Raw genomic sequence first — 17,324 nt, forward strand, 5'->3', positions numbered from 1 at the left:
AGGTGGTGGGCGCCGCACCGTCGCCGAGTCGGCACGGATAGGCTGCGCGGATGGAGCGGATACGGCGCGCTGCCGGCGCGGTCGTGGGCTCGGCGGTGGGTGACGCCCTGGGTGCCCCCTTCGAGTTCGGTCCACCGGGCGCGTTCTCCGCGCGGTTTCCCGCGCCCGGTGCCGGTGGCGAGATGTGCGGGGGCGGTGGCTGGGACCCCGGCGAGGCAACCGACGACACGCAGATGGCCGTCCTGGTCGCGGAGTCCCTGCTGGAGCGGGGCGCACTGGACCTGCCGGACGTCTTCGCCCGCTTCCAGCGGTGGGCGGCATCGGGGCCCAAGGACATCGGCCTGCAGACCGAGGACGTCCTCACCAACGGCATGCCCTGGGACGGCGCCGCCGCTCTCCACTTCCAGGTCAACCAGCGGGCAGCGGGCAACGGTTCCCTGATGCGGGCATCGACCGCCGCGGTCCGCTTCGCACCCGCCGGCCGGGAAGCCACCATGGACGCGGCCCGCCGCATCGCCGCTCTCACCCACGGCGACCGTGCGGCCTGGGAGGGGACCGCGGTCTTCCACGAGCTCGTCCGCGTCACCCTCGAGGGCGGCGACCCCCTCACCGCGCTGCGGGACGTCCTGGACCTCGTCCATCCCGACCACCGCGACCGCTACGCCACCGTCCTCGCGCCGGACTGGCACCCCGATCGCGCAACCGAGTTCAACGGTGCCGTCTGGCCCTGCCTCGGCTCCGCCGTCTGGGCCCTGCGCACCACGGACGGCTTCGAAGAGGCGCTCCGCGCGGCGGTCGACCTCGGCGGCGACACGGACACGGTAGCCGCGGTGACCGGTGGCCTGGCGGGGGCGTACTACGGGCTGGACGCCATCCCCGCCCGCTGGACCCAGCCGCTCCACGTCCCCTCCCGGGTTTCGATGGGCGGGTCCTGCACCTGCCGGACCTCCTCCACCTCACGCACCGCCTCGGAGGCTGAACCGGTCGGGCCCCTCTCGTCGGGCCGCACCCCAAGGGCCGCTGGGTAGCCTGTCGGCCCGGTCGAACTGCGCCTTGCCGCCGGGCGGTGGGGCGCAGGCGTGGGACGGGAGCCGCGCCCCGGGCCCGGGGTGCGGCTCCCGTCGGGGTCGGGGTCAGCTGTTGTCGTCGTCCGAGTCGGACTCGGCGGTGACCTTGCCGGTCGTGGCGTCGACGGAGCCGTCCCAGGTCTTGCCGTCGGACCCTCGTACCTCGACGTGCCAGGACGCCGCCTTGCCGTTGTCGTCGTCGTCGGAGTTCCACTCGACGCTCCACGCCTCGCCCGGGTGGGCGGCGACGGCGGCCTTGAGGGCCTGCGCGGCGGTGACCTTGGCGGCCAGCAGGTCCTTGTGCTCGCCCGCGTCCTCGTCGCTGTCGACGCTGCCCTTGGTCACCTTGCCGGTCGCCGCGTCGACCTTCAGCTCGGCGTGGCCCTTGCCGTCCTTGGTGATCACGTCCACGTGCCAGACGTTGGCGTCCCGGTCGAGGGACTCGACGACCCCCGGGTAGGCCTTCAGGGCCGCGGCGGCAGCCCCCTCGGCCGTGACGTCCGCCAGGGCGGCGGAGACGGCCGCGGGAGCCGTGGATACCGCTTCGGCGGACGCCGCGAAGGCGGTGGCCGCGGGGCCGCAGGCCAGCAGGACCGCGGCCGCGACGCCGTACACGTTGCGCTTCATGGGCTCGACCTCCTCAGGCCGGCCAGGACCGCGTACCCGCGGTTGCCCGGAGAGGGCGGCCGGCAGCGAGCATTCCCGCCCATTGTCCGGCCGGTCGCCACGATCCGCCGCCCGAAGCACGGCGGGCGGGCCGGACGTGAAGGGGGCCCGGTCGCCGACGGCGCGCACGGCCGCGCACCACCCGCACCGGTCCGCCGCGCACCGCGCCCCGGTGTCGGGCCCGTCGCGCACAGGACGCCATCGGGCCGGCTCGTGGGCTGCGGCGCCCCGCTATCCCAGCCACACCCCGTCGCGCATCACGACCCTGCCCCGCAGTTCGGGCACTCCCCGCCAGGCACGCACCGTCTGCGGTGCCACGCGCAGGTACAGGTAGGGGGCTTCCTCCGTACGCGGATCCCAGCCGAACCTGCCCGCGAACGCATCGGCCGCGTCCTGCGGTACTTCCCGCGCGGGATGGCACGTCGCCTCCCCTTGCAGCAGCACCACGTCGAAGGCGTCCGGCAGCGCCAGCCGTACGCGCGGTTCCCTGCGGGCATTGCGCGCGGTCGCGGAGCCCGCGCCGGTGCACATCCACACCGCCCGCCCGTCCCACAGGAACCACAGCGGCACCTGATGGGGGCCGTGGTCGGGACGGGACGTCGACACCCACATGTCGCGCTCCGAGCCGAGCCGTTCCAGGGTGTCTCTCCTGCGCTCCGCCGTGGTGCGGCGGATGATCTCCGTAGCCTGCATGGAGGCCGACCCTAGCCAGCGGATGCGCGGTGCGCATGGGGCGCAGGTCCTACGCCTGGAGACGGACCCGGTACGGTGGAGCGCCGACACCGACGTGCTCGCCCCGGAGCAGTCCGCCGGCCCCCGGCGTCCCCCATTTCGCCGCCGGCCACGTCCACGACCGGCCCGCGCCGGGATCCCGTCCGGCGGATCGGGTACGGCGCCGGATCCGAGGTCGGCCCCGGAGCCGGACCCGGGGCCGGACCCGGAGCCGGACCCGGGCGGGGGCGGGGTTCGGGCCGCCGGGGCGGGGTCGGCTACCCTGCCGTAGCCGCGCGCCATACGAGCGGCTGCGCCGGGTCTCCGGACGGCGCGGGCACGGCGTGGACGACACCCACCCGCCGGCCCACCTGCGCCTGCGCTGCCTGGCGCAGGGCGAGCCACAGGCTGCCCGGGTCGACGTCGGCGACGAGCGGGCCGCCGCCATCGCCGCGGAACTCGCCCCGGCCCGGCGAGCGGTGGCCCGGCAGGTCGTCAGCACGGTTCAAACCCGGGGTGTTTGACGGGACGTCCCCGGTCTGCGCGCGGCGCCAGGCCGCGACCGGCCCCGGAGCCCGCCGGAACGCGGAACCACCGTACGGGCCGGCACGGTGCACGCTCCGCCCGGCGTACGGTCACCCTCCGCGACCGAGGGGACGCCTCCGCAGGTCAACAGGGTCTTGACCAGGGGCCGGTACACCCGAATGGCGCAGCGTGCCCGGATGAGAGACGATCAAGACAACCGTGCCCCAACCGAGGCGGTCGTCCGTGAAAGGGGAAACCACATGCGCATTCGACGAACCCTCGCCGCCGTCATCGCCACGGCAGCCCTCGCCGGACTCGGCCTCACCGGCGCCGCCACCGCCACCGCCGCCACCGCGCAGGGTGCCCCCACCTACGTCACCCCGTCCCAGTGCAAGCAGGGCGGCGGAATCCCCGCGGTCAACGACGCGGGCAACTACTGCAAGGGCGGTACGTACGACGGCCAGCAGGTCGACTGAGCCCCGCAGGGCGCCCCCGCAGCCCCGCGCCGCGGGGCGCTCCCCGGCCGGCATGGCGCCGGTCAGCGGATACGGAACCCGCCCGTGTACACGTCCGTACGGTTCCGTGGCGCCCCGGAGTGGGCCTCGGTGAGCACCGCCCTCACTCCCTGGCCGTCGGCCACCAGGCCCTGGTAGTCGCCGAGGAAGTAGCCCCCGGCGTAGGGCGCCTGCAGCCAGTCGAAGACCCGGGAGATCCGTCGTTCGGTCCGGAGCTTCGGGTTCCCGTGCCGCAGCGTGGCCAGTTGGTAGGCGGTGGGCAGGGTGGTGGTGTTGCCTGGCTCGAGGAAGCGCAGGTCGTAGTAGGTGAGCGCGACCGTGCCCCGCTCGGAGACCGCGATCGACGGGGAGAAGGCCGGAACGCCCTCGGGGCTGATCAGCTCCGGGCGCCCCCAGGTGCGTCCGCCGTCGGTGGACCGCACGAGCTGGACGGCGTCGAACGTCCCGCCGGAGAAGTCCGAGCCCTCGTAGGCCATGTACAGCGTGCCCGTCCCGGGGTCGACGGCCGGGCTCGGCAGGGTGGCGGCGGCGCGCAGCAGTCTGCCGGGGTCGTTCGGGTCGACCTCCGGTACGGAGGTGTCCCGGGCCACGGCGACCGGGGCGCTCCAGGTCTCTCCGGCGTCGGTCGAGGTGACCATCTCGTAGCGGGCTTCGACGACGGTGCCCAGGTCGGCGGAGTAGGTGATCCGGTCGAAGAAGTCGTACAGGGTGCCGGTGCGCCGGTCGACGACGATCAGATGGCCGATGGTCTGGGTGTTGGGCACGGCGCCGGTGTCGACGAAGGGCCGGGCCTTGCTCCAGGTGCGGCCGCCGTCGCGGGTGAGGGAGATGTAGCCGGGACCGTCGAGGGAGCTGGGGCCGGGCGGGTCGTTGTCGAGGCGGTTCCAGACCTGGTAGGCGGTGCCCTTGCGGATCGGGTCGGCGGTGAGCGAGGGCTTGTCGTTGAAGAACGGCTGCTCGTCGACGTGCGTGGTGGTGAGGTTCCGCCAAGTGCGGCCGCCGTCGCGGGACGTGACGGTCAGGAGGGCGCTGCGCGTGCTCTTCGTGAAGTCGACGCCCTCCCCACTGGCGTAGACCGTGCCGTCCGGTCCGGTGCTCACCCAGGGGTCGGAGGCCCGTTCGTAGTCCGCGCCGCCGGGGGCGCACAGGCTGAACGGCAGCGTGCTCTGGTGGAAGGTGCGGCCGTCCGTGGTCCAGCCGGCCACCAGGCCACGGGCACCGCCGTCGTTCCAGCGGTCCTGCTGGAACACGGTGACCGCGCGCCCGGGGTCGCGCGGATCGACGGACAGGTACGGCTCGACCTCGGTGGCCGGGTAGACGATGCTGTCGGGGGACCTCGTTCCGATGGTGCACTTCGCGTACGGGTCGTCGTGGGACACCTTGACCAGGGGTGTGCCGTCGGGGTTCCCGTCCGCGGCGGCGGGGTGCGCGCCGGTGACCGTGACGAGCAGGAGCGCGGCGGTGGTGACGGCGGTCAGGGGCATCAGGACGCGCATGCGGGATCTCCTGCGGGCCGGTCGGCCGGGGTAGGGGACCGCCGTCATCGGGGCGGCTTGGGGCGACTCTGCTTGGTCGTTTTCGGCGTTGCGGCCGGTGCCCTTGATCGGCCGAACGACGGAGTCGTGCCCCGGGTCGTCGAGGAGCACGACGGAGCCGACCGGCGGGTGCACCGTGCCGGTCGGCTCCTTGGCCGTGCTGCTGTCCTGCTGTTGTCGTGCTGGTGTCGTGCTGTTGTCGTGCTGTCAGGGCGTGGCCTTCGATGCGGACGGCGGGGAGAGCCGCATCAATGCGGCCGGCCCAGGCGGACGGACGACCGCGCGGTCACCGTGTGACGACGGGGCCGGGTCCGTCGGCGTCCGCCGTCGCGGACGCCGGGGATCGGGACCGGCGCGCCCGGCCGTCCACCGACGGTCAGGTGATCGCCGGCGTGGTCCCGTCGGGGAGCGCGCAGGCCTCGCCGGCGTAGGGGCGTGAAACGACCTGTCCGCCGGCGGCCGTGCAGTCGTCTCTGGAGATGTCCGGAGACGACGCGGCGCCGGCGCCGACGGCGCCGACGGCGCTCGCGCCGACCAGGGTTGCCGCGGCCAGGGCGAGACCCAGGATTCTCCGCATGCGCATGACTTCCTCCTCCTCTCAGGCGCCTTCGTTCGGCCTTCGGGAAGGAGCGGGTCTCGACACGACGGCGCCCTCCTCCTCAGGATGGGCGCTCCGCACGGGGCCCGCGAGGCGAGGCCGGGCGCCGCGCCCGGGCGGCTGCCGTGCGCGGTCCTCTAGCGCGGTTCGTGGGCCGCCGCCCGGCAGGCACCGGTCGCGGCACCGCCCGCCACCCCGGCCCCGGTCAGCCCGGACACACAACCCTGGAGGTCTCCGGACACGCCGCGGCCGCAGGCCGCCGTGACGGAGTCGGAAGAGGTGGCACCGGCCTGCTCGGCCATCTGCGTGCAGGCGGGGATGTCCGCCCGGACCGCGGGAGCGGCGAGGACCGCACCACCGAGGGCGAGCGTCAGGCCGGTGAGGGCACCGGCGATACGGGTCGACGTGCGCATGGAACGCACCTGCCTTCCGTGTTGGTCGCGCGGCCCTGGATGCCGGCGGGCCGGATCCACGTGCGCGGGGCCGCCCGTCGGCGGCGGACCCACAGGCCGACCGCCTGATCCTGCGTCGCACCCATCGCACCGCACCGGGACGGGGTCGCCCGGCCGAAGGGGAGGTCCGGACCGGACGAGACGCGCTCGGACCTCCACGCGCGGGCCCTTCACTCCAGCGTCGCACCCTCTCCCCCGCCCGTCCTGGGCAGGGGGCGGCGGCCGCGCCGAGTGACGGCGACGGCGACGGCGACGGCGACGGCGACGGCGACGGCGACGGCGACGGCGACGGCGCGAAGCGTGCGGCCGGCCCGTCACCCTCGGGCCCGTCGCCTATCGTGCCGGTGTGACCAGCTCTCCACGGCGCCCGCTGCTGTTCCTCGATGTAGACGGACCCCTCATCCCGTTCGGCGCCGCGTCGCAGCCGTATCCGAGCTACGCGACCGGGCTCCATCCGAGGGCGACCGACGCGCATCCGCTCCTGGACAGGATCGACCCCGAGCACGGGCCCAGGCTGGCCGCCCTTCCGTGCGAGGTGGTCTGGGCCACGACGTGGACGGATGACGCCAACGAGTGCATCGCTCCGCTGATCGGTCTCCCAACTGGCCGTGGTCGTCTGGCCGGAGCCGTCGTCCGATGGCGATGAGCAGGACGCACGCGGCGGACTGCACTGGAAGACCCGTGCCCTCGTCGCGTGGGCGGCGGGCAGGCCGTTCGTCTGGGTCGATGACGAACTCACCGACAGGGACCGGGCCTGGGTCGCCGCCCACCATCCGGGACGCGCACTGCTCCACCGCGTCGACGCCCGCCTCGGCCTGACCGGTGGCGACTACGAGGCCCTCGGCTCGTGGCTGCGACAGCTGTCCGAACCGGGCGGGACCGCCCGGCGCCGGCTCGCCGAGGACGGTGTCGCGCAGACCGGGCACGCCACCTGGTACGACGCGGAGCCGGCCGCCGAGGCCCTCACCGGGGAGGGCGCCCAACCGCCATCCGGGCCCTGCTGACGAGCTGCCGCGACGTGTACGGGCGGCCCGAACCGGAGCCCGTACTCGCCCTGTTGGACCGGCCGTCCGCCGGAGTAGCCGGTGTCGACCGGCTACTCCTCGGGCTCCCAGGCGATCAGCCGCTCGAACACCTGCTGGTCGCCCTCGATCTTCAGGTCGCTCAGGGTGAGGCGGCCCCAGACGAAGAGGAGCAGCTGCTCGGCCGTGCCCGTGGCCGAAGCGGAGGCGGGCGCGGAGTCCGCCGTGAGGGGTGCGGGCCAGGCGCCGGTGCCGTCCAGCGCGAGGAGCCAGGAGCGGCCCTCGGTGGCGTGGTAGTGGATGGTGGCGGCCTCGTGGGGCCAGGCCGCCGGGGTGGAGTTGCAGGTGTCGAGGAACTCGGCCACGCCGTCGAGCGCGACGTCCGCCGGCATCGGCTGCACGGCGCCCGCGGCGAGCTGGGCGTCGTAGGTGTGCACCAGCACCTCGTGCACCCGGCGCCGGGCGACGCCCCAGGCGTTCGCCGGCGACACGCCGGCGCTCCACCACGTCCAGCACGCGCGCTCCGGGCCGGCCTCGCGCAGCGCACGCAGCAACAGCTCGTTCGACTCGGCGTACCAGGCCAGCAGCGCCTCGAGCTCGCGCGGCGCCCCCGCGGCCTCCTTGGCCGGCGGAGCCCCGGCCGGGCCCGCGGCGACGATCGCGGCCCACCAGCGCTGGCCCGTACCCAGGTGCCGCACCAGATCGAACAGCGTCCACTCGGGGCAGGAAGGCACCGGCGCGTCCAGACCGGGCGCGGCGGCGACCGCGCTCCGGAACGCGGCCGACCGCTCGTCGATCAGCTCCAGCAGGGCGGCGTACTCAAGATTCTCTGTCACACCGGTTGCCTATCAACCCGGCTCGGCCGGCCGCACCCGGTTTTCCGAGGCCGCCGGCTGCGGGCGTCAGAGCACCTGACAGAAGGCCTGGTCGCAGCCATCTCCCCATCCTGGCAGGCTCGTTGAACGAGCTGGCGGTTCGGCTTCAGCCGGTCGGCGCCGCCCGGTCGAGGACCGCCCGGACCGCGGACACGAGCCGGTCCCCCGCGCGGTCGACGCTGCCGTTCTGCGCGCTCACCTGGGCGCCTTCCAGGAGGAAGGTGATCTCTGCGGAGGTGTCGTCGGGTGCGTGCGCACCGGCCCGCTCGCACATGGCGGTGAGGCGGCGCCGCTGGGCGGCCTTGTGGTTCTCGATCAGTCGGCGGGCCGGATGGCCGGGGTCGAGCAGGCCGGCGGTGGAGTTCACGAAGGGGCAGCCCCTGAGGACGATGTCCGGCAGCCCTTCGGCCACGAACCGCGCCACGCCGAGGACCTGGGCCCGGCCGTCGTCGGGGTGCTCGGCCTCCACCCGGTCGAAGGCGGCCGCGTAGCCCGCCGCGACGATCCTCAGCCACTCCTCGATCAGCGCGTCCTTGGTGGCGAAGTGACGGTAGAGGGCCGTCTTCGTGGTGTTCGCCCGCTCCGCGATGGCCTGGACCCCGACCGCCCTGACGCCCTCGCTGAGGAACAGCTCCTCGGCCGCGTCGAGGATGCGCTCGCGCGGGGGAAGACGGGCGACCCTGGAGTCCCGGCCCGGCCTGGGGGGGCTGCTCGTCATCATCCGCCTCGCTCCGGTCGCGCTTGCCGACGTCCCGGACCATGTTACGTTACCGATCATCCTCAAGCGATACCGATCGGTATCGCACGGGACCGATCGGGATTACAGGTGGGGCACAGTGGAGCTGCACGAATACACCCAGTACGACGCCGTGGGACTGGCCGCGCTCGTCGCTCGGCGGGAGGTGACCGCGGCGGAGCTGACCGACGCGGCCCAGGCCGCGATGGCGGCCGTGAATCCTCAGGTCAACGCCGTCGTGGAGAGCTGGCCCGCCGGAGACAGCCCGGTCCCGGGCAGCACCCCGCTCGCCGGGGTGCCGTTCCTGATCAAGGACCTGGCCGTGTCCATGCGGGGCAAGCGCGTCGAGCTGGGCAGCCGCCTCGCCGCCGGCAACGTGGCACGGGAGGACTCGTTCCTCATGCGGCGCTTCCGCCGGGCCGGCCTGGTGACACTGGGCCGCACGGCCACCCCCGAGTTCGCCTACAGCACCACCACCGAGCCGGTCCTGTACGGCGCCACCCGCAACCCCTGGGACCCCGCCCGGACGGCAGGCGGCTCCAGCGGCGGGTCCGCCGCGGCCGTCGCCGCCGGGATCACCCCCCTCGCGCACGCCACCGACGCCGCCGGATCGATCCGGGTGCCGGCCGCCAGCACCGGGTTGTTCGGCCTCAAGCCCACCCGCGGCCGGGTCTCCCTGGGCCCGGACGCCGACGAGGTCTTCAACGGCCTCGCCGTGCACGGCGGGCTCAGCCGGACCGTGCGCGACAGCGCGGCCCTGCTCGACCTGATCCAGGGCCCGGAGGCCGGTGACCCCTACTTCGCCGAGCGCCCCCGTCGCCCGTACGGCGAAGAGATCACCAGGGAGCCCGGACGTCTGCGGGTCGGCCTGCTCACCACCCCCTGGGGCGGGCGCGACGTGGAACCGGCCGTGCTGAAGGCCACCCTGGCCGCCGCCCGGCTGATGGAATCGCTCGGCCACCGCGTCGACGTGACCACCGTGGACCTCGGCGTGTCCTGGGAGGAGTTCGTGCTCGCCAACGCCCGCCTGTGGACCGCGAACCTGGTGACCTGGATCGACGGCCTCGCCGGCGCGCTCGGACGCCCGGTGGACGGGTCCACGGTCGAACCCCGCATGCTCGCGAGCTACGCCTGGGGACGCGAGGTGACCGGCACGGACTTCGTGCACGCCCTCGACGTGCGCAACCGGGTCGCCCGCGCGGTCGGCACCCACTTCGAGACCCGGGAGCAGCTGCTGATGACGCCCACCCTCCCCGAGATACCGCTGCCCCTGGGCACCTACGGCCGGGGCGCCGAGGACGCCGACGGCCTGGGCTGGCTGGAGCACCTGTTCCACCGCTCGCCGTTCACCGCCGCCTTCAACGTCGCCGGCACACCGGCGATGTCGGTGCCGCTCGCGTCCGACCCCGCCACCGGGATGCCGGTCGGTGTCCAGTTCGCCGCGGGCTACGGACGCGAGGACCTGCTGTTCCGGCTCGCCGCCCAACTGGAGAAGGCCGCGCCCTGGGCGGAGCGCAGGCCCACCGTGTGGGCGGGCGCACACCGTTGCTCCTGATCCCCGGTTCCCCGGAGCCCCCGGCCCGCCCCGCGGACGGTGAACCCGCGCAGCCTCCGGGACACGGGCCCCGCTGTCGTCATGCCGGGCGGCCGTCCTCGCCGCCGGCTCCCGGCGGAGCGGGGCGCACCCTGCTCATCAGCGCCGTGTAGAGCAGTACGGACGCGGTCAGGCCCACCGCCCAGCCGTAGTCCGCCAGCGGCTTCAGGAAGGGGATCACGCCCTCTTCGGGGAACGGGCCCTTGCCGGGGGCCGAGTGGGAGCCGCCGATGGCCAGCACCCCGCCGACCACGAACGCCGCCACGGCCCGGAAGTTCCAGCCTCCCGCGTACCAGTACGGGCCGCCCTTCCGGTAGAGGTCGGGCAGCGAGAGCCGGGTGCGGCGGACGATCCAGTAGTCCGCGATGAGGACGCCGGCCACGGTGCCGAGCAGTCCGCCGACCAGGCCCAGCCAGGTGAAGATGTACAGCTCGGGGGTGGACGTCAGCTTCCACGGCATGATCAGCACGCCGACCACGCCCGTGATCAGCGCGCCCCGGCGGAAGTCGATCCGGCGGGGCGCCAGGTTGGCCAGGTCGTAGGCCGGGGAGACGACGTTGGCCGCGACGTTCACCGAGATCGTCGCGATCAGTACGGTGACCAGGGCGAACAACAGCCCGAAGACGTTGTCGGTCTTGGCCACGAGCTGCACGGGGTCCCAGATCGGCGCCCCGTACACCGCCTCCGACCCGGAGGTGACGAACACCGACAGCAGCGCGAAGAGGGTCATCGTCGTGGGCAGCCCGAGGGTCTGTCCGAGGATCTGGGAGCGCTGGCCCGCGCCGAAGCGGGTGAAGTCGGGGATGTTGAGGGAGAGGGTGGACCAGAAGGCGATCATCCCCATGAGCGCGGGGAAGAAGACCTGCCAGAAGTCCGCGCCCCAGCCGAGCCGGGACGGCTGGTCGAGCAGTTCGCCGAAGCCGCCCGCCTTCACCCCGATCCACACCAGCAGGGTCAGCGCGCCGACGATGACGAAGGGCGCGGCCCAGTTCTCGAAGCGTCGCAGGGCCTCCATCCCCCGGTAGATGATGGCGAGCTGGAGGGCCCAGAACACGACGAAGCACAGCCACAGCGTCCACGGCTCGCCGCCGATCTCGGCGGCCCCCGCCCAGCCGCCGAAGATCCTGCCGAGCAGGACGAAGATCCCGGACCCGCCGATCCAGGTCTGGATCCCGAACCAGCAGCAGGCCACGGCCGCCCGGACGAGCGCGGCCATGTTGGCCCCGCGGACCCCGAACGAGGCCCGGGCCAGCACCGGGAACGGGATCCCGTACTTGGGGCCGGCGTGCCCGGTGAGGAGCATCGGCACGAGCACGATGAGGTTGGCGAGCGCGATGGTGAAGACGGCCTGCTTCCAGTCCATCCCCAGGGCCACCAGCCCGGAGGCGAGCAGCCAGGAGGGGATGTTGTGCGCCATGCCGACCCACAGGGCGGTGAAGTTGTACGTCGTCCAGCGCCGGGCCGCGACCGGTACGGGGAGGAGGTCGGGGTTGGCGAAGCGGCCGTCGGAGGGGACCTCGCCGGGGGCGAGCTCGACGCGGTCCCCGGTCTCGGCGGTCGGGTGGTCGGGCATGGGCGCACACCCCTTCGGGTCGGGTGGAGATCTCGGTCGGGACGGGGAACCGGTCCGCGGTTCCGCCTCCAGGAGCCACTCCATCGTGTCGCCCGGGACACCGCAGAGCCAGACGCTGTCCGGCGGATCATCCGGGGGCCTGCGATCGCGTAGGGCCAAGGGTCCGGCGGCAGGGGGGAACGACGGTGCGCAGCGCCCCCCGGCGGGCGGCGGGCCGGCGGCCGCGCCGCCGCCGGGGGTCGTGCGGTGGGGCGGCGGGCTTCGGCACCCCGACCCGGGCGCGTCCGCGGGGCGCCGGCTCGACGCGGCTCGGCCCCGGCTCGGGAGGTGAGACGTACGCCATCCGGCTCGGCCGTCGCCGTGCCCGCGACCCTGGCCTAGGGTGAGAGCGCAGCTGGTTCGCCCCGTCAGCCAGGCGGGATGCGTCGTAAGAGGGAACCCGGTGGGAATCCGGGACTGCCCCGCAGCGGTGAGCGGGAACGACCGCCGTCATACGCACTGGGACCGGAGAACGCAGCGGTCCTGGGAAGCGACGGCCAGTAGGGGCCCGCCGGCAGAGCAGGAGAGCCGGCAGGCGTGCCCGTGAGTCCGAAGACCTGCCACTGCCCGTGCGCGACGAGCGCGTACGGAGACCCGGGGCCTCGTGGGCGGGCCGGCGGCAGCGGGCACCCACCGGCCCGTCGCTCCTTCGCGCCCGCGGCACGCCGCCGGGTCGGACCACGACTCGCGAAGGAGAGTTCCGTGACCACGGACACCACCGCAGGCTCCCGTGCCCACAAGGCGCCGGCCGACTCCCGTGTGACCCTCGCCCACATCATGAGCGAGCACGACACGAACCTCTACGGCACCATCCACGGCGGCGTCGTCATGAAGCTCATCGACGACGCCGCCGCGGCCTCGGCGGGCCGTCATGCCGACGGGCCGGCCGTGACGGTCTCCGTGGACCGGATGACGTTCCTCGCCCCCGCCCGCGCCGGGGACCTCCTCACCGTCCACGCCCTCCTCGAACGCGCCGGCCGCACCTCGATGACGGTGGCCGTACGCGTCACCGCCGAGCGCTGGAACGCAACCACCACCCCCGCCACCGACGTGGCCACGGCCCGTCTGACCTTCGTCGCCGTCGACGCCGAGGGCCGGCCGCGCCCCGTGCCGGGACTGCTGGAGGCGGAGGCGGAGGCGGAGGCGTAGGCGTAGGCGGGGCGCCGCGGCGTCCGGCCCGGCGTCCGGCCCGGCGTCCGACCCGGCGTCCGACCCGGCGTCCGCGCGGCCGATCGGGCCCGAGAGGGCCGTTCGGCCCTGCGTTCGAGGCCCGGTCGGGACCATTCGTCCCTGTCGACGGGGAACGCACCCGTTTGATCATGATCCGGCGGCAGCCGGTCTGCCGTCGCCCGGGACGGACTCCCGTGCGCAGCGGAGCGGATGCAGATGGGGAGGCCCTGTCCGGTGGACACGGTGCGTGGTGACGAGTTGGCGACCGCAGGGCGGCGGCCCCCCGCAGCCGGCGGGGCGCCGGCGCGGGCGGAACGTCCGACGTGGGTGGAGTGGCTGACGACCACCGACCACAAGAAGATAGGCACGATGTACCTGGTCTCGGCCTTCTTCTTCTTCGTCGTCGGCGGCGTCATGGCCCTGGCCATGCGTGCCGAACTGGCCCGGCCGGGCACCCAGATCATGTCGAACGAGCAGTTCAACCAGGCGTTCACGATGCACGGCTCGATCATGCTGCTGCTCTTCGCCATGCCGCTGTTCACCGGCTTCGCCAACTGGATCATGCCGCTGCAGATCGGGGCGCCCGACGTGGCCTTCCCCCGGCTGAACATGCTGGCCTTCTGGCTCTTCCTGTTCGGCTCGCTGATCGCGGCGGGCAGCTTCCTCACCCCGCAAGGCGCCCCGGACTTCGGCTGGTTCCTCTACGTGCCGCTCTCGGACGCCACCCACTCCCCCGGCCTCGGCGCCGACATGTGGATCATGGGCGTGGCCCTCTCCGGCTTCGGCAGCATCGCCGGCGCGGTCAACTTCATCACCACGATCATCTGCATGCGCGCCCCCGGCATGACGATGTTCCGCATGCCGATCTTCACCTGGAACGTGCTGCTCACCGCGCTGCTGGTGCTGCTGGTCTTCCCGGTGCTGGCGGCGGCGCTCTTCGCCCTGGAAGCGGACCGCAAGTTCGGCTCGCACGTCTACGACCCGGCCAACGGTGGTGCGCTGCTGTGGCAGCACCTCTTCTGGTTCTTCGGCCATCCCGAGGTGTACATCCTGGCGCTGCCGTTCTTCGGCATCGTCTCCGAGGTGATCCCGGTCTTCTCCCGCAAGCCGATGTTCGGCTACATCGGCCTGGTCGCCGCGACGATCGCGATCGCCGGCCTCTCGGTGACCGTGTGGGCGCACCACATGTACGTCACCGGCGGTGTGCTGCTGCCGTTCTTCTCCTTCATGACCTTCCTGATCGCGGTCCCGACCGGTGTGAAGTTCTTCAACTGGATCGGCACCATGTGGAAGGGCTCGCTGTCCTTCGAGACGCCGATGCTCTGGACCACCGGCTTCCTGGTGACGTTCGTCTTCGGCGGTCTGACCGGGGTCATCCTGGCCTCGCCGCCGATGGACTTCCACGTCTCCGACTCGTACTTCGTCGTCGCGCACTTCCACTACACGCTCTTCGGCACCGTCGTGTACGCGATGTTCGCCGGCTTCCACTTCTGGTGGCCCAAGTTCACGGGCAGGATGCTGGACGAGCGGCTCGGCAAGATCACCTTCTGGACGCTCACCGTGGGCTTCCACCTGACCTTCCTGGTGCAGCACTGGCTGGGCGCCGCGGGCATGCCCCGGCGGTATGCCGACTACCTGGCCGCAGACGGCTTCACCACGCTCAACACCCTGTCCAGCATCGGCTCGTTCCTGCTCGGCCTGTCCTTCCTGCCGTTCTTCTACAACGTCTGGAAGACCGCCAAGTGCGGGAGGAAGGTCGAGGTGGACGACCCCTGGGGGTACGGCCGCTCGCTCGAATGGGCGACCTCCTGCCCGCCGCCCCGCCACAACTTCCTGGTGCTGCCGCGCATCCGCTCGGAGTCGCCCGCCTTCGACCTGCACCACCCGCAGATCGCCGCCGCCTCCGCCTCCGCCGAAACGCCCGTCCCGGTGGCCGCCGGTGCCGTCACGCGGGAGGGGGAATGACCGGCTCTCCCGTGGTTCCCGTGCTGGGTCTCGCCGTGGTGACGGCCGCGGGGTGCGTCTGGTACGTACCCTCGCTGGCGGAACTGCGGGCGGGCGCCGACCGGCCCGCCTCGCGCCGAGTCGCCGCCGCGGGCTGTCTCGTCGGCTGGTCCACGGTCGCCCTGCTGGTCCCGCTGCTGCTGGCGCCCGGGTGGGCGTTGCTCGGGGCGGCGGTGACGGGCGCGGCGGCCACCGCGGTGCTGCGGCTCCTCGCGGTGGCGGCGCGCCGCCGCGAGGAGCGGGAGGCGGCGGCCGACTGGGCGGCGCTGCGGCTGCCGGACCTGCTTCCCGGTGCCGGCGGGGACCGGGCGGGTTCGCCGGGCCGGGTGGCGGCCTGGCTCGGCCTGGCGCTCGCCGCCGGGGTGGCGCTGGTGCCGGCCGCGGCCGCCCTGGGGGCCGGGCCGGCGGCACTGGTGCTGGGACCGGCGGTGCCGGTGGCCGCCGTGGCGGCGCTGGCGGCCAGGGCCGCCCGCCGGCCGAAGGGGCTGCGCGCTCCGGGATGAGGCGACCGGCGGGTACGAGCCCCTGCCGCCGGGCCCGGCCGAGGCGGCGCCAGGCCTCCGCTACGGGGCGTCGGCGGTCGGAAATCGCCCTGGGGTGCCGGGCCGCCGGTGGCAGAATGCCGCGATGGAGTCGATCTTGCGAGCCGCCGGTGAACTGCTGGGTGCCGAACTGTCCGACCCGGTCGACCTGGGCGGCAGCGCGCGCAGCACCGTGTTGCGCTGTGCGACCGCCGGCGGCGGCAGCGTGGTCGTCAAGGCGTTCGGCAACGAGCCGGAGTCCCTGCGCTGTTTCACGGCCGAGGCCGCCGGCCTGTCCCTCGGGATCGCCGGTCCCGAGGTCCTGGGCGTGGACCCCGAGGTGCCGCTGCTGGTGATGGCGGACCTCGGGAACGCACCCACCCTGGCGGACGTGCTGCTCGGGGACGATCCGGCCGCGGCCGAGGACGGGTTGCTGGCCTGGGCCCGTGGACTCGGGGCGCTGGCCGCCGCATCGGTGGACCGGCGCGCCGATCTCGCACGGCTGTGGTCCCTGTACCACAAGGGCATGCCGTCCTGGGAGGACGAGCCGTGGACCGCGCAGAACGCCACCGCTCTGCCCGCGCTGCTCGCCGGCGCCGGAATCGCGCCTCCTGCCGGGCTCGCGGAGGAGTTGGCACGGATCGGCACGGCGGGCGGAGAGGAATACCCGGCCTTCACCCCGGGTGACACCTGTCCCGACAACAACCTGCTCACCCCGGACGGGCTGCGGCTGATCGACTTCGAGGCGGCCTGCTACCAGTCGGTGTTCCTGACGGCCGCGTACTGCCGGATGCCGTTCTCCAGCTGCTGGTGCGTCTTCACCCTGCCGGCCGGGCCGGCCGCGGAGGTCGAGCAGGCATACCGCGCGGAGGTGGTCGGCGCGTATCCGGCGCTGGCCGAGGACGAGGTGTGGCGGGCCGGCATGCGGCAGGCCACGGCGGTCTGGACGGTGGACGCGACGGTGCGCCTGCTGCCCCGTACCGGGGAGGACGGTCCGCTCCACCGGACCCGCCGCCCGGCCCCGACGAGGCGCCAGGTGCTGAGGCACCGCTGGGAGACGGCGAGCGGGCTGGAGGAGTTCCCGGCCCTGGCGGAGACGATGCGGTTGCTGTTGCGCGAGGTGGCCGCGGGCTGGGAGGTGGCTCCGCTGCCGGGCTATCCGGCGTTCGGGCACTAGGCCGCCGGCCTAGCGGCGTGTCGCGTGCATCTCCTGGAACAGCTCGAACTCGCCGTCCGGGGTGGCGCTGAACCCCTGCCAGCGGAAAGAGGTCGGTGTGACGTCGGTGAAGGTCCACCGTGAGCGCACGCCCTCGGCGTCGGTTCCCTCCTGGATCATCCCGCCGGCACCGTCGGGCCGGCCGACCTGGACGAAGTGGGAGGGGAGCTTCGGTGAGATCCACGTGATCCGCCAGAGCCCGGTCGTGACGTCGTACATGCGGACGGTGGTGCCGGGGAACCGGTCGTGGAACTCCGGGCAGTGGAGCACGTCCTGGACCACCCGGCCGCCCAGGGCCCAGCCGAAGCGCCACTCGCCCGCCGCGGTACGCCACCGGCCCTCGGCGAACCGGTACCGGTTGCTGATGTTCCACGTTCCGACCAGCCGGCCGTAGAGCATCAGCGCCTCCGCGTGGTCCGGATCCGGACCCTCCGCCGACAGCAGCTCCAGCATCGGGTCGGGGGACGACGTCGTCATCGGGGCCTCGTGCTTCCTGGTCGGCGAG

General features: G+C 73.7%; 16 protein-coding genes, 2 pseudogenes and 1 riboswitch. Of the genes and pseudogenes, 9 read left to right on the top strand and 9 right to left on the bottom strand.

Annotation, left to right across the window (positions count from 1 at the left end; genetic code table 11):
* Nucleotides 1–50 precede the first annotated feature (50 nt).
* Nucleotides 51–979, top strand: a pseudogene (locus tag AB0469_RS18080) (ADP-ribosylglycohydrolase family protein).
* 154 nt (nucleotides 980–1,133) lie between these two features.
* Here the strand turns inward: AB0469_RS18080 and AB0469_RS18085 are convergent.
* Complete coding sequence (locus tag AB0469_RS18085) at nucleotides 1,134–1,694, bottom strand: PepSY domain-containing protein (RefSeq protein WP_366452396.1); 561 nt, start codon at nucleotides 1,692–1,694, stop codon at nucleotides 1,134–1,136.
* Between the two features lie 270 nt (nucleotides 1,695–1,964).
* Complete coding sequence (locus AB0469_RS18090) at nucleotides 1,965–2,426, bottom strand: pyridoxamine 5'-phosphate oxidase family protein (protein ID WP_366452397.1); 462 nt, start codon at nucleotides 2,424–2,426, stop codon at nucleotides 1,965–1,967.
* A gap of 362 nt (nucleotides 2,427–2,788) precedes the next feature.
* On the opposite strand from AB0469_RS18090, the gene AB0469_RS18095 reads away from it, so the two are divergent.
* Nucleotides 2,789–2,968: a hypothetical protein gene (locus AB0469_RS18095; RefSeq protein ID WP_366452398.1), complete on the top strand. Its 180-nt coding sequence runs from the start codon at nucleotides 2,789–2,791 to the stop codon at nucleotides 2,966–2,968.
* Between the two features lie 261 nt (nucleotides 2,969–3,229).
* Nucleotides 3,230–3,445 (top strand): hypothetical protein, encoded by a 216-nt coding sequence (locus AB0469_RS18100; protein WP_366452399.1) that lies wholly within the window; start codon nucleotides 3,230–3,232, stop codon nucleotides 3,443–3,445.
* 62 nt (nucleotides 3,446–3,507) lie between these two features.
* Here the strand turns inward: AB0469_RS18100 and AB0469_RS18105 are convergent, their stop codons facing one another.
* The 3 genes from AB0469_RS18105 to AB0469_RS18115 form a co-directional block, all read right to left on the bottom strand.
* The gene (locus AB0469_RS18105) at nucleotides 3,508–5,154 is read right to left on the bottom strand and encodes a sialidase family protein (RefSeq protein ID WP_366452400.1); all 1,647 of its coding nucleotides are present in this window, start codon (nucleotides 5,152–5,154) and stop codon (nucleotides 3,508–3,510) included.
* A 241-nt stretch (nucleotides 5,155–5,395) separates the two neighbouring features.
* Nucleotides 5,396–5,602 (bottom strand): hypothetical protein, encoded by a 207-nt coding sequence (locus tag AB0469_RS18110; protein ID WP_366452401.1) that lies wholly within the window; start codon nucleotides 5,600–5,602, stop codon nucleotides 5,396–5,398.
* A gap of 152 nt (nucleotides 5,603–5,754) precedes the next feature.
* Nucleotides 5,755–6,030: a hypothetical protein gene (locus AB0469_RS18115; RefSeq protein ID WP_366452402.1), complete on the bottom strand. Its 276-nt coding sequence runs from the start codon at nucleotides 6,028–6,030 to the stop codon at nucleotides 5,755–5,757.
* A 385-nt stretch (nucleotides 6,031–6,415) separates the two neighbouring features.
* On the opposite strand from AB0469_RS18115, the pseudogene AB0469_RS18120 reads away from it, so the two are divergent.
* A pseudogene (locus AB0469_RS18120) lies at nucleotides 6,416–6,926 on the top strand (HAD domain-containing protein); the annotation flags it as partial.
* 239 nt (nucleotides 6,927–7,165) lie between these two features.
* On the opposite strand, the gene AB0469_RS18125 reads toward AB0469_RS18120, so the two are convergent.
* Both AB0469_RS18125 and AB0469_RS18130 read right to left on the bottom strand, forming a co-directional pair.
* The gene (locus AB0469_RS18125) at nucleotides 7,166–7,927 is read right to left on the bottom strand and encodes a maleylpyruvate isomerase family mycothiol-dependent enzyme (RefSeq protein ID WP_366452403.1); all 762 of its coding nucleotides are present in this window, start codon (nucleotides 7,925–7,927) and stop codon (nucleotides 7,166–7,168) included.
* A 145-nt stretch (nucleotides 7,928–8,072) separates the two neighbouring features.
* Entirely contained in the window at nucleotides 8,073–8,684 is a 612-nt protein-coding gene (locus tag AB0469_RS18130) for a helix-turn-helix domain-containing protein (RefSeq protein WP_366452404.1), read from the bottom strand.
* Between the two features lie 118 nt (nucleotides 8,685–8,802).
* Between AB0469_RS18130 and AB0469_RS18135 the strand changes: the two genes are divergently transcribed.
* Nucleotides 8,803–10,257: an amidase gene (locus tag AB0469_RS18135; RefSeq protein WP_366452405.1), complete on the top strand. Its 1,455-nt coding sequence runs from the start codon at nucleotides 8,803–8,805 to the stop codon at nucleotides 10,255–10,257.
* A 79-nt stretch (nucleotides 10,258–10,336) separates the two neighbouring features.
* Here the strand turns inward: AB0469_RS18135 and AB0469_RS18140 are convergent, their stop codons facing one another.
* Nucleotides 10,337–11,869, bottom strand: a complete 1,533-nt coding sequence (locus AB0469_RS18140) for an NCS1 family nucleobase:cation symporter-1 (protein WP_366452406.1) — start codon at nucleotides 11,867–11,869, stop codon at nucleotides 10,337–10,339.
* 378 nt (nucleotides 11,870–12,247) lie between these two features.
* Nucleotides 12,248–12,488, top strand: a riboswitch (cobalamin riboswitch).
* 122 nt (nucleotides 12,489–12,610) lie between these two features.
* On the opposite strand from AB0469_RS18140, the gene AB0469_RS18145 reads away from it, so the two are divergent.
* From AB0469_RS18145 to AB0469_RS18160, 4 genes are all read left to right on the top strand, one after another.
* On the top strand, nucleotides 12,611–13,057 hold the full coding sequence (locus tag AB0469_RS18145; RefSeq protein ID WP_366452407.1) for an acyl-CoA thioesterase: 447 nt from the start codon (nucleotides 12,611–12,613) through the stop codon (nucleotides 13,055–13,057).
* A 390-nt stretch (nucleotides 13,058–13,447) separates the two neighbouring features.
* Nucleotides 13,448–15,043 carry a cytochrome c oxidase subunit I gene (ctaD, locus tag AB0469_RS18150; RefSeq protein ID WP_366452501.1) on the top strand — a complete coding sequence of 532 codons (1,596 nt, stop codon included), beginning with the start codon at nucleotides 13,448–13,450 and terminating at the stop codon, nucleotides 15,041–15,043.
* Nucleotides 15,040–15,585 (top strand): hypothetical protein, encoded by a 546-nt coding sequence (locus AB0469_RS18155; RefSeq protein WP_366452408.1) that lies wholly within the window; start codon nucleotides 15,040–15,042, stop codon nucleotides 15,583–15,585. Before ctaD ends, AB0469_RS18155 begins: the two co-directional genes overlap by 4 nt.
* A 124-nt stretch (nucleotides 15,586–15,709) precedes the next feature.
* The gene (locus AB0469_RS18160) at nucleotides 15,710–16,780 is read left to right on the top strand and encodes a hypothetical protein (protein WP_366452409.1); all 1,071 of its coding nucleotides are present in this window, start codon (nucleotides 15,710–15,712) and stop codon (nucleotides 16,778–16,780) included.
* 9 nt (nucleotides 16,781–16,789) lie between these two features.
* On the opposite strand, the gene AB0469_RS18165 is transcribed toward AB0469_RS18160, so the two are convergent.
* Nucleotides 16,790–17,296, bottom strand: coding sequence for a hypothetical protein (locus AB0469_RS18165; protein ID WP_366452410.1), 507 nt, complete (start codon nucleotides 17,294–17,296; stop codon nucleotides 16,790–16,792).
* Nucleotides 17,297–17,324 lie beyond the last annotated feature (28 nt).

This window comes from Streptomyces sp. NPDC093801 (assembly GCF_040701585.1).
Taxonomy (GTDB): domain Bacteria; phylum Actinomycetota; class Actinomycetes; order Streptomycetales; family Streptomycetaceae; genus Streptomyces.